Annotated in this window: 9 protein-coding genes; 7 read left to right on the forward strand and 2 right to left on the reverse strand. The window is 70.0% G+C overall.

The features are described 5' to 3' along the window. Positions 1-161 precede the first annotated feature (161 nt). From V4Y04_RS27615 to V4Y04_RS27630, 4 genes are all read left to right on the forward strand, one after another. Positions 162-2,198 carry an ATP-binding cassette domain-containing protein gene (locus tag V4Y04_RS27615; protein ID WP_332431045.1) on the forward strand — a complete coding sequence of 679 codons (2,037 nt, stop codon included), beginning with the start codon at positions 162-164 and terminating at the stop codon, positions 2,196-2,198. Between the two features lie 163 nt (positions 2,199-2,361). Beyond that, entirely contained in the window at positions 2,362-3,240 is an 879-nt protein-coding gene (locus tag V4Y04_RS27620) for a FadR/GntR family transcriptional regulator (protein ID WP_332431046.1), read from the forward strand. Positions 3,241-3,670: 430 nt separating this feature from the next. Beyond that, a complete protein-coding gene (locus V4Y04_RS27625) occupies positions 3,671-5,191 on the forward strand; it encodes an RNA polymerase sigma factor (RefSeq protein ID WP_332431047.1) in 1,521 nt (506 codons plus the stop codon). A gap of 145 nt (positions 5,192-5,336) precedes the next feature. Beyond that, positions 5,337-6,200, forward strand: coding sequence for a S1 family peptidase (locus V4Y04_RS27630; RefSeq protein ID WP_332431048.1), 864 nt, complete (start codon positions 5,337-5,339; stop codon positions 6,198-6,200). 226 nt (positions 6,201-6,426) lie between these two features. Here V4Y04_RS27630 and V4Y04_RS27635 read toward each other — a convergent pair whose 3' ends face one another. Beyond that, a complete protein-coding gene (locus V4Y04_RS27635) occupies positions 6,427-6,657 on the reverse strand; it encodes a DUF7455 domain-containing protein (RefSeq protein ID WP_055571934.1) in 231 nt (76 codons plus the stop codon). Between the two features lie 444 nt (positions 6,658-7,101). Here V4Y04_RS27635 and V4Y04_RS27640 point away from each other — a divergent pair, with 444 nt between their 5' ends. The 3 genes from V4Y04_RS27640 to V4Y04_RS27650 all read left to right on the forward strand — a co-directional run bounded on the left by V4Y04_RS27640 (position 7,102) and on the right by V4Y04_RS27650 (position 11,539). Continuing rightward, complete coding sequence (locus V4Y04_RS27640; protein ID WP_332431050.1) at positions 7,102-9,225, forward strand: DNA gyrase/topoisomerase IV subunit B; 2,124 nt, start codon at positions 7,102-7,104, stop codon at positions 9,223-9,225. 101 nt (positions 9,226-9,326) lie between these two features. Then, positions 9,327-9,950: a DUF485 domain-containing protein gene (locus V4Y04_RS27645; RefSeq protein ID WP_332431051.1), complete on the forward strand. Its 624-nt coding sequence runs from the start codon at positions 9,327-9,329 to the stop codon at positions 9,948-9,950. Next, positions 9,947-11,539, forward strand: a complete 1,593-nt coding sequence (locus V4Y04_RS27650; RefSeq protein ID WP_332431052.1) for a solute symporter family protein — start codon at positions 9,947-9,949, stop codon at positions 11,537-11,539. The genes V4Y04_RS27645 and V4Y04_RS27650 overlap by 4 nt, the downstream gene beginning before the upstream one ends. A 52-nt stretch (positions 11,540-11,591) precedes the next feature. Here the strand turns inward: V4Y04_RS27650 and V4Y04_RS27655 are convergent, their stop codons facing one another. Beyond that, the gene (locus tag V4Y04_RS27655; protein WP_332431053.1) at positions 11,592-11,750 is read right to left on the reverse strand and encodes a hypothetical protein; all 159 of its coding nucleotides are present in this window, start codon (positions 11,748-11,750) and stop codon (positions 11,592-11,594) included. Between the last annotated feature and the right edge of the window lie 20 nt (positions 11,751-11,770).

An 11,770-nucleotide genomic window follows, 5' to 3' on the forward strand; every position in this document is an offset into this window, starting at 1 on the left:
CTGAGAGGCGGGAGCGCGTGGTGACGCGGAGGTGGTGGCAGAGGCGTCAGGCTCCGGGCGGGTGCGGGCCGCGGAAACGGCTCCCGGGCAGCTGGATTCCCCGCGGTCGACAGGCCTCGCGGTGCCCGGAAAATCCGATATGGCACGCTATCTTGCTTTGGGTGATCCAGGCCATCGGACTGACCAGCAGCCCGCGCAAAGAGCTACCGCCCGCCGTCGACGATGTCTCCTTCGAGGCGCACGCAGGTTGCGTCACGATGCTGCTCGGAGCGCCGGGTGCGGGCAAGACGACGGCACTCAGACTCATGCTCGAACTTCAACCGGGCCGTGGCATCACCTACTTCAGGGGCCGCCCGCTGCACAGCATCGGCCACCCGTCCCGCGAAGTCGGCGTACTGCTGGGTGATGTGTCGGGCCACCCCGCACGCACCGTGCGTGGACACGTCCGCATGCTGTGTGCCGCGGCGGGAGTTCCGGCACGTCACGGGGACGAAGTCCTGGAAGCCGTCGGGCTCGTGAGCCTGCGGGAGAAACGCCTCGACACGCTTTCGCGGGGCATGGACCGATGCCTCGGGCTCGCCTGCGCACTGCTGGCGGACCCGCACACCCTCGTGCTCGACGAACCCGCACGCGGGCTCTCCGCCGACGAGAACCGCTGGCTGCACGGCATGCTCCGGGCCTACGCGGACCAGGGCGGCACCATTCTGAGCACAACGGCCGACCCCAAGGAAGCGGCACGCGCCGCGGACCGGGTGGTCACCCTCGATCAGGGCCGGCTCGTCGCCGATCAGCCGGCCGCGGACTTCTCGCGCACCCGGCTGCGCCCTCGCGTCGCCGTCCGCACACCGCATGCTGCCAGGCTCTCGGCGCTGCTCACCAAGGAAGCCCGTGCCGCCCGGCGTTCCGTGGAGGTGGCCGAGGACGGCGGCAACCGTATCTCCGTCTACGGCAGTACCTGCGCGGACGTCGGCGAGACCGCCTTCCGGCACGGCATCGTCGTCCACCAACTCGCTGACGAGATCGGGGACATGGGACCTGGCGCGGGTGCCCCCCACACCGAGGAGCCGGCCGTCTCGGACGAGGGAACGCACTCCAGCGCGCCGCCCTCCATCACGCCGTCCCTCATCACGCCGTCCCTCATCACGCCGTCCCTCATCACGCCGTCCCTCATCACGCCGTCCCTCATCACGCCGTCCCCCATCACGCCGTCCCCCATCACGCCGTCCCCCATCACGCCGTCCTCTACCACGCCGCCGGTCTCCGCCGCCACTTCCGACGCCGGGCATTCCGGCGGCCCCCCGGGCTCCGGGCCTGCCGCCTGCCCGCCCGTCGCCCGCTCGCCCGCCGGCTCCCGCGCCGGAGACGAGACCCGGGTCCTGGAGTCCGGGTCCTCGACCGGGCCGCCGCCCCCCTTCTCCGTTCGCCCCGCTCCCCGCCCACTCCACCCGCTGCGCTACGAGATCCGCAGGGCCACCGGCGTCGGGACCGGGTTTGTCGTCGGGGTGGCCGTGCTCGTGGTGTCCGCGCTCACCGCCGTACTGCTGGCCCGGATCGGACACACCCCACAGCCGCGCCTGCTGGCCGCGTGGCCCAAGGAGTTGCCCCTGCCGCCCGCGGCGATCGGGGCGGGGCTGCTCGGGGCGCTGGCCTTCGGCGAGGAGTTCCGCCACCCCACCCTGGCGGCGGACCGGGGCGGTGTGCCCCGGCGGCTGGGGCTGCTGACCGCCAAACTCCTCGTCGCCGCGGCCACCGCGCTCGTGCTGGCCGTCCTGACGATCGGGTGCGATGCGGAGCTGCTCCATCTCGTTTACGGGCGGGAGCTCGTCGAGGTTCCCCCCGACTGGTTGCCGCTCGGCGCGAGTTGGCTCGGACTCGTGATCGGGTGCGCCTGGGCGGGAGTGCTGGCCGCGGGGGTCTTCCGGTCCACCACCGCCGGTCTCGCCACGGTCGTCGCCGTTCCCCTCCTCGTCGGGCCCCTTGTGAGCAAGCTGGCGGAGGGGCCGCCGGCACGGACCGTGGCCGGGGCGCCCCTGCGGGTGCATGAGGTGTCGCCGCTCCGCTGGCCCTTCTGGGGCGAACGGTATCTGGAGGGGGCAGTACGGATGATCGCTCAACCGGTGGGTGGTGCGCTGACGTTGTCTCTCGTGGTGCTGCTCTGCGCGTATCTGCTCACATCTTTGCGGAACAGGGCCCGATGACGACCGGCGGTGCCTCGATAGGTCCGTCCGTGCCTGCAACTCCCCGGAGGGAGCCCGCTTCTTTCCGATAAGGCGTCAATTGCGACGGGGGGAGCGATCACCCTTTCGTGTGCTTTTCACCAAACTCCTCAAGGGAGTTGGGAACCGCGCCGACAAAAGATGCGTGAGTACCCTTGCGCACACCATGATGACCACCGCCCGCTCCACGGACTCCGGCCTCGCGGGTCCGGGCGAACTCGACCGCTACCCCTATGCCGACGCGCCCGTCGGCGGCCGTGTCGGGCCCCCGGCCTGGGACGCCGATCCCGAGCTGGGCCGTGGGGGCCGCCGCGGCGCGAGCAACCGCGGCCGCGGGCTGCACGGCCAACTCGTCCAGCAGCTGGGTCAGATGATCGTTTCGGGTGATCTGGGTGCCGACCGGCCCCTGGTTCCCGAGGAGATCGGCCAGCGCTTCGAGGTCTCCCGCACCGTCGTCCGCGAGTCGCTCCGTGTCCTGGAGGCCAAGGGCCTGGTCAGCGCCCGGCCGAATGTCGGCACGCGCGTGCGCCCGGTCAGCGACTGGAATCTGCTCGACCAGGACATCATCGAGTGGAGGGCCTACGGGCCGCAGCGCGACGACCAGCGACGTGAGCTCGGCGAGCTGCGCTGGACGATCGAGCCGCTGGCCGCCCGGCTCGCCGCCGGGCACGGGCGCGAGGAGGTCCAGCAGCGTCTGGTCGACATGGTGGAGATCATGGGTCACGCCATGGGGCAGGGTGACGCGCTGACCTTCGCCCGCGCCGACTCCGAGTTCCATTCACTGCTGATCCAGCTCGCCGGTAACCGCCTGCTGGAGCACCTTTCCGGGATCGTGTCCGCCGCGCTGCAGGTCTCGGGGGGGCCGCTCACAGGCTGTGAGCGGCCGAACGAAGCGTCCCTCGCGCACCACGGCCGGATCGTCGACGCGCTCGCCGGCGGCGACGGCGCGGCGGCCGAGGCGGCCATGCGTCAGCTGCTGGTGGTCCACCCCGAGGTCGAGCGAGTGGTGCCCGGCCCGCGCTAGCGCCGGCCGTATTCCGCGGACGGCCCGGCCTGCCATCCCCCTTCCGTGGCACCCTCCGGCCGGTGAGCCGCCCGCTGTAGGACCCCGCGGGATCACCTTTGATCCCGCGGGGTCCTACAGTGATGAAGGGGCCGTAAGGTCCGGCATGGTGTCGCCGCTACCCTCGAGTGACCGTCTTTGTCGCAATCTGATCGATTGTGGGCACTTACGGGGTGTGACTCGGGCCACGCGGATTGGGCGTAACGCTCCTGGAAAGAACGCGATGACCTAAGAGGTGACAGTCGCGGAGGGAATACGGACGCCGTTCACGGCGCTGTGCAACTCCCCGGCCCCCGCCCGCATCGTCGGCCCATCCCCAAGCCGGCGGTCGGCTCCTGTCCGTCGTGGACGGGGCCGGAAGCCGTTTTCTCAACGTCCCGAGAGGTTGTTCGTGTCGGCCAGCACATCCCGTACGCTCCCGCCGGAGATCGCCGAATCCGTCTCTGTCATGGCGCTCATCGAGCAGGGAAAGGCTGAGGGGCAGATCGCCGGCGATGACGTGCGTCGGGCCTTCGAAGCTGACCAGATTCCGGCCACTCAGTGGAAGAACGTACTGCGCAGCCTCAACCAGATCCTCGAGGAAGAGGGTGTGACGCTGATGGTCAGTGCCGCGGAGCCCAAGCGCACCCGAAAGAGCGTCGCAGCGAAGAGTCCCGCCAAGCGCACCGCGACCAGGACGGTCGCGGCGAAGACGACGACCACCCGGAAGACCAGCGCCACCGCCACACCGGCCGCCCCCGACGCTGCCGAGGAGGAGGCGCCCGTCAAGAAGGCGGCCGCCAAGAAGACCACCGCGAAGAAGACGGCCGCCAAGAAGACGGCAGTGAAGAAGACGGCCGCCAAGAAGACCGCGGCCAAGAAGGACGGCGCCGAGGCGACCGACGAAGAGACCGCCGAGGAGACCAAGGCGACGGAGGAGTCGGAGGGCACGGAGGCCGCCGGCTTCGTCCTCTCCGACGAGGACGAGGACGACGCGCCCGCCCAGCAGGTCGCGGCCGCCGGTGCCACCGCCGACCCGGTCAAGGACTACCTCAAGCAGATCGGCAAGGTGCCCCTGCTCAACGCCGAGCAGGAGGTCGAACTCGCCAAGCGGATCGAGGCCGGTCTGTTCGCCGAGGACAAGCTGGCCAACTCCGACAAGCTGGCGCCGAAACTCAAGCGCGAGCTGGAGATCATCGCCGAGGACGGGCGCCGCGCCAAGAACCACCTCCTGGAGGCCAACCTCCGCCTGGTGGTCTCCCTGGCCAAGCGTTACACCGGACGCGGCATGCTTTTCCTGGACCTCATCCAGGAGGGCAACCTCGGTCTGATCCGTGCGGTGGAGAAGTTCGACTACACCAAGGGCTACAAGTTCTCCACCTACGCCACCTGGTGGATCCGTCAGGCGATCACCCGCGCGATGGCCGACCAGGCCCGCACCATCCGCATCCCGGTGCACATGGTCGAGGTCATCAACAAGCTCGCGCGTGTACAGCGTCAGATGCTCCAGGACCTGGGCCGCGAGCCCACCCCGGAGGAGCTGGCCAAGGAACTCGACATGACCCCGGAGAAGGTCATCGAGGTCCAGAAGTACGGTCGCGAGCCGATCTCCCTGCACACCCCGCTGGGCGAGGACGGCGACAGCGAGTTCGGTGACCTCATCGAGGACTCCGAGGCCGTCGTTCCGGCCGACGCGGTCAGCTTCACGCTTCTGCAGGAGCAGCTGCACTCCGTCCTGGACACCCTGTCCGAGCGCGAGGCGGGCGTCGTCTCCATGCGCTTCGGTCTCACCGACGGTCAGCCGAAGACCCTCGACGAGATCGGCAAGGTGTACGGCGTCACGCGCGAGCGCATCCGCCAGATCGAGTCCAAGACCATGTCGAAGCTGCGTCACCCGTCGCGCTCCCAGGTCCTGCGCGACTACCTCGACTAGGACAGCGATCACGGCGGTCCCACAAGGCCGGACCGAGGCCCGGCCCCTTCGCGGGGCCGGGCCTCGATGCTGCTCCGCGGGTGCGGGGCGCGACGGGGTGGATCACTCTGGGTGTCTCATCAACGCCCCAGTGTGAGGAGATCGCATGCGTCGTCGCCTAGCCCGGGTCCTGGCCCGGCCACTGGCCCTCGCCGCCGCCGCGACCGCGATACCGCTGGCAGCGGCGGCTCCGGCGGTCGCGGACCGGATCGTCGTCGGCGGGTTCCCGGTCGATGTGACCCAGAGTCCGTGGACCGTGGCGCTGTCCAGCCGTGACCGGTTCGGGGGTACCCGGGCGGGACAGTTCTGCGGGGGTGTGGCCGTCGGCCGGACCACGGTGCTCACCGCCGCCCACTGCATGAACGAGGAGGTCCTGGGAGCGCCGCCGGAGCGGGTGCCCGACCTCAGAGTGATCTCGGGCCGTACGGATCTGCTGTCGGATCAGGGCGAGGAGATAGAGGTGCGCGAGACCTGGGTGAATCCGGGCTACGACCCGCTCAGCAACTCCGGCGACTTCGCCGTGCTCACCCTGGCCGCGCCCCTGCCCTCCGGCTCGGTGATCGGCATGGCCGGCGCGGGCGATCCCGGGTACCGGGCCGATACCCCCGCGACCGTCTACGGCTGGGGGGACACCACGGGTTCGGGGACCTATGCCGGCAGCCTGCACGCGGCGCGGGTGCGTGTGCTGCGCGACACCCTGTGCGAGGACGCCTATCCGGGTGGCGGCGAGGGCACGTACCGCGCCGGGACCATGCTGTGCGCCGGTGAGCAGGCCGGCGGGCCGGACGCCTGCCAGGGGGACAGCGGCGGACCGCTGGTGGCCGAGGGGCGGCTGATCGGCCTGGTCTCCTGGGGCAGCGGATGCGGCTGGGCGGACAGTCCCGGGGTCTACACGCGTGTGTCCGATGTCATGCGGACGCTCGACGGGACTTCGGCCCGACAGGCCGGAGAGGTGCCCGACGGCGCCTGAGCGCGCCCGGCGAGCCCTGAGCAGGTCTCCCGGGTCCCCTCGCGGGCAGCTTCGGGGGCCGAAAGGCTCAGTCAGGAGCGAGAGCACACGAGGAACGAGAGCGCACGGGGAGTGGGAGCGCACGAGAAAAAGGCGGCTGTCTCCGCACCGGAGGCAGCCGCCCCTCCCGCCGGCCTGTGCCGGTCTGGCTCGTCGTCGTACGCGAGATGTCAGCGCGTCTGCGTAATCAGCGCTCTTCCTCGACGGCGGGGGCCGACGGGGAGGTCAGCCGCTCGCTCTCGTCCTGTATCTCGGCGGCGATCTTCTTGAGTTCCGGCTCGAACTTGCGGCCGTGGTGGGCGCAGAAGAGCAGTTCTCCGCCGCTCAGCAGGACGACGCGCAGGTATGCCTGGGCGCCGCAGCGGTCGCAGCGATCGGCGGCCGTCAGTGGGCTCGCGGGGGTCAGAACAGTAGTCACGTCGCCTCTTCTCTAGCTCGACGAGCTGTCGTACCAGGGTCAACATCCAACCAGCCCCAAAACGTTCCCGCTCGTGGCTGCTTCTCGAAAAAATCTTTCCGAGGTGGTCGGATGCTGCCGGTTGGCGGCGAATGTGCCGTATCGCGCGTTTGTGTCGTCGTACGGATTCGCGTCGGATCGGTGGTGGTCGGCCCTCCCGGCTGGGTTGCCGGTTGTTCTTGAGGACGTGCCCGGAGCCTAAATGGTTCATGCCTGGAAGGGAACGTGATGTGTGCTTCACTCCATCGAGAGATCGAACAGGTATACGACTCTCGACTAGTCTAGGTTTCAGACGAGGGTGGCGTGACAACGGCTCTACCAGGCCTCGGTACCCTCTCACCGGTGACAAGCGACGCGCCCTTACCCATGAGGGCCCCATCTGAAATTCAGCGAGGAGCGAACCGCGTGACCGCCGAGACGTCCGTGCCGTCCACAGCGCTGCTGGCAGGAGCAGACCGGGACGGTTCCAACTACACCGCGCGGCACCTGCTCGTCCTCGAGGGACTCGAGGCCGTGCGGAAGCGCCCCGGAATGTACATCGGGTCGACCGACAGCCGTGGCCTGTTGCACTGCCTCTGGGAGATCATCGACAACTCGGTGGACGAGGCCCTCGGGGGCCACTGCGACCACATCGATGTGATCCTCCACGACGACGGCTCGGTGGAGGTCAGGGACAACGGCCGCGGCATCCCGGTCGACGTGGAGCCCAAGACCGGCCTCTCCGGCGTCGAGGTCGTCATGACCAAGCTGCACGCCGGCGGCAAGTTCGGCGGCGGTTCGTACGCCGCCTCCGGCGGACTGCACGGCGTCGGCGCGTCCGTCGTCAACGCGCTCTCCGCGCGGCTGGACGTCGAGGTGGACCGCGGTGGGCACACCCATGCGATCAGCTTCCGCCGCGGTGTCCCCGGCGCCTTCGCCGCCCTGGGACCGGACGCGAAGTTCGAGGCCGGGAACGGGCTGCGCAGGGCCAGGAAGATCCCGAAGAACCGCAGCGGCACGCGTGTGCGCTACTGGGCCGACCGCCAGATCTTCCTCAAGGACGCCAAGCTGGCCCTGGAGTCCCTGCACCAGCGCGCCCGCCAGACCGCGTTCCTGGTGCCCGGCCTGACCATCGTCGTCCGTGACGAGCTCGGGCTCGGCGACGGCGGCAGCAAGGGCGAGGAGTCCTTCCGCTTCGACGGCGGCATCAGCGAGTTCTGCGAGTTCCTGGCCACCGACAGGGCCGTCTGCGACACCCTTCGTTTCACGGGGCAGGGCACCTTCAAGGAGACGGTCCCGGTCCTGGACGAGTACGGCCAGATGACCCCCACCGAGGTGACCCGCGAGCTCGGCGTCGACGTCGCGATGCGTTGGGGGACCGGCTACGACACGACGCTCCGGTCGTTCGTCAACATCATCGCCACCCCTAAGGGGGGCACTCATGTCGCCGGCTTCGAGCAGGCCGTCGCCAAGACGGTGAACGAGGTGCTGCGCACGAAGAAGATGCTGCGTGTGGCCGAGGACGACGTCGTCAAGGACGACGCTCTGGAGGGCCTCACGGCGGTCGTCACCGTCCGTCTGGCCGAGCCTCAGTTCGAGGGCCAGACCAAGGAGGTTCTCGGCACCTCGGCGGCCCGCCGCATCGTGAACACCGTGCTCTCCCGGGAGCTCAAGGCCTTCCTGACCTCCACCAAGCGCGACGCCGCCCAGCAGGCCCGTGTCGTCCTGGAGAAGGCGGTCGCCGCGGCCCGGACCCGCATCGCCGCCCGTCAGCACAAGGACGCCCAGCGCCGTAAGACGGCCCTGGAGTCCTCCTCGCTGCCCGCCAAGCTGGCCGACTGCCGCAGCGACGACGTCGAGCGCAGCGAGCTGTTCATCGTGGAGGGAGACTCCGCCCTCGGCACGGCGAAGCTCGCGCGCAACTCCGAGTTCCAGGCGCTGCTGCCGATCCGGGGCAAGATCCTCAACGTTCAGAAGTCGTCCGTGACGGACATGCTGAAGAACGCGGAGTGCGGGGCGATCATCCAGGTCATAGGGGCCGGATCTGGGCGGACGTTCGATATTGACGCGGCTCGCTACGGCAAGATCATCATGATGACCGACGCCGATGTGGACGGCTCCCACATCCGCACCCTGCTCCTGACGCTGTTCCACCGCTACATGCGGCCCATGGTCGAGTCCGGCCGGGTGTTCGCCGCGGTGCCGCCGCTGCACCGCATCGAGCTGGTCCAGCCCAAGAAGGGGCAGGACAAGTACGTGTACACGTACTCGGACCGTGAGCTGCGCGACAAACTGATGGAGTTCCAGAGCAAGAACATCCGCTACAAGGACTCGATCCAGCGCTACAAGGGGCTCGGTGAGATGGACGCGGACCAGCTGGCCGAGACGACCATGGACCCGCGCCACCGCACCCTGCGCAGGATCAACCTCACCGATCTGGAGGCCGCCGAGCAGGTCTTCGATCTGCTCATGGGCAACGACGTCGCTCCGCGCAAGGAGTTCATCTCCAGCTCGGCGGCGACACTGGACCGGTCGCGCATCGACGCGTGATCGCCGTGCGAGTGACGCGCAGGGGTCCCGCGGTCACCTGATGGAGTGAAGCAGAACGGGAAGAGGAGCCGAGGGTCCTCCCGTTCTGCCCATCCTTGGGCATGCAGCAAAGCGATGACCGCCCCCACCCGGGCGGAGGCGGTCCCGAGAGTCCCGCCGGACATGCCGAAAGACGCTCCGCACCTCCCGGGGGACGCTCGCCCGGACTGCTCGACGGCGGCCATGCCCCGCCGCCCGGCGGGCCGTCCGGCGTCCTGAGCTACGACGACCCCTGGTACGACGCCCTCGCCTCGGGCTGGGGTGAGGGCACCGGAGGGCCCGCCGCGGTTCGGACATCGCCGGCGCGGACGGCGGCGGTCGTACCGGCCGCGTGCGGCAGGGAAGGCGCCGCGGCCGTGGCAGACGTGTACCTCCAGGTCCAGCGCAGCACCGCGTTCCAGGAAGTGCGCAGCCGCTACCGGAGGTTCGTGGTCCCGGCGGTCCTCGTCTTCTGCGCCTGGTACGTGGCGTACGTCGTGACCGCCACCACCGCGCCGGACCTGATGGCGCGGCCGGTGGCCGGCGCCGTGAACGTGGGGATGCTCGCAGGTCTCGGCCAGTTCCTGACCACGTTCCTGCTCACCTGGGCCTACGCACGGCACGCGCGGCTGCGCAGGGACCGGGCGGCACTGGAGCTGCGCTGGGACACGCAGGAGCTGGCGCGCGGCCGGGACGGTGTCTCATGACGGGCGATCACCAGGCGCTGGCTCTGCTGCTGTTCAGCGCGTTCGTCGCGGTCACCCTGGGGATCACCACCTGGGCGAGCCGCCGACGACAGGGATCGGCCGAGGAGTTCTACGCGGGCGGTCGGCTCTTCTCACCGATGGAAAATGGTTTCGCCATCGCGGGCGACTACATGTCCGCCGCCTCCTTCCTCGGCATCTCCGGACTGATCGCCCTCTTCGGCTACGACGGGATGCTGTACTCGGTGGGCTTCCTGGTGGCCTGGCTCGTGGTGCTGTTCCTGGTCGCGGAACTGGTGCGCAACTGCGGCCGGTTCACCCTCGCCGACGTGGTGGCGGCCCGGATGCGGGAACGCCCCGTCCGCATCGCCGCGGGAACGTCGTCGGTCACCGTGTCCGTGCTGTACCTGGTGGCGCAGATGGTGGGTGCGGGCAGCCTGGTCGCACTGCTGCTCGGCGGCCGGAGCGAGGCGGCGCAGGCCTGGACCGTCGTCGGCGTCGGGGCGCTCATGGTGATCTACGTGTCGATGGGAGGGATGCGGGCCACCACCTGGATCCAGATCGTCAAGGCGGTCCTGCTGCTCGGCGGCACCATCGTGCTGACCGTCCTCGTCCTGCTGCGGTTCCACGGCGACTTCAACCGGCTGCTGCTCACGGCGGCCGAACGCAGCGGTCACGGGGAGGCGTTCCTGGCCCCCGGACTCGCTTATGGCGGGGACTGGACGTCCCGGTTCGACTTCATGAGCCTGGGACTCGCGCTGGTGCTGGGCACGGCCGGGCTGCCGCACATCCTGTCCCGCTTCTACACCGTCCCGACCGCGCGGGCGGCCCGGCGCTCCGTCGTCTGGTCGATCGGGCTCATCGGGGGATTCTACCTGATGACGATCGTGCTCGGGTTCGGTGCCGCCGCCGTCGTCGGACCGGATACCGTGCGCGGGTCCAACGCGGCCGGGAACACGGCGGTTCCGCTGCTGGCGCTCGACCTCGGCGGCGGCGCCGGCTCCACCGGCGGAACGGTGCTGTTCGCGATCGTCGCCGCGGTCGCCTTCGCCACGATCCTCGCCGTCGTCGCCGGGATCACGCTCGCCTCGTCGGCGTCCGTCGCCCACGACCTGTACGCCTCCCTGCGGCGCCGCGGTGGAAAGCCGCGCAGCGAGGTGGCCGTGGCCCGGGTGGCCGCGATCGGCATCGGTGTGCTGGCGATCGCGCTCGGCCTGCTGGCCCGTGAGCTCAATGTCGCCTTCCTCGTCGGGCTGGCCTTCGCCGTGGCCGCCTCCGCCAACCTGCCCGTGCTGCTCTACTCCCTGTTCTGGCGCGGATTCACCACCAGGGGCGCCGTGTGGGCCGTCTACGGCGGGCTGATCCCGGCCATGGTGCTGGTCCTGCTGTCCCCGGTGGTCTCCGGCAGCCCGGAATCCCTGTTGCCCGGCGTCGACTTCCATTTCTTCCCGCTCCAGAACCCCGGTCTGGTCTCCATCCCGCTCGGCTTCCTCGCCGGCTGGCTCGGTACGGTCACCTCGGCCGAGATTCCCGACGAGGCCAAGCACGCGGAGGCGGAGGTGCGGTCGCTGACGGGCGCGGGGGCCGTGTGACCACGGGCCGTGCGTTCCAGAAGCCCCGGACCACGCCGGGCGGTCCGGCGGCTCACCCCGTGGGCTCGGCGATCTCGCGGACGACCGCGAGTCCCGTCCGGCCGGGCGGACGATGGTCCAGGAGCGCCGGATCCAGCCGGTGCGGCGCCTCCAGCAGGCCGAATGCCTCGGCCGTGCGGATACCTCGGCCGTGCTGTGTGCCGCCTCGCACACGCGAGGCGGAGCCGGTGT

The organism is Streptomyces sp. P9-A2 (assembly GCF_036634175.1).
GTDB lineage: Bacteria > Actinomycetota > Actinomycetes > Streptomycetales > Streptomycetaceae > Streptomyces > Streptomyces pratens.

Coding starts and splice junctions, on each gene's coding strand:
- V4Y04_RS27645 (WP_332431051.1), top strand. CDS start 9,327: ATGCAGCAAAGCGATGACCGCCCCCACCCGGGCGGAGGCGGTCCCGAG.
- V4Y04_RS27650 (WP_332431052.1), top strand. CDS start 9,947: ATGACGGGCGATCACCAGGCGCTGGCTCTGCTGCTGTTCAGCGCGTTC.
- V4Y04_RS27630 (WP_332431048.1), top strand. CDS start 5,337: ATGCGTCGTCGCCTAGCCCGGGTCCTGGCCCGGCCACTGGCCCTCGCC.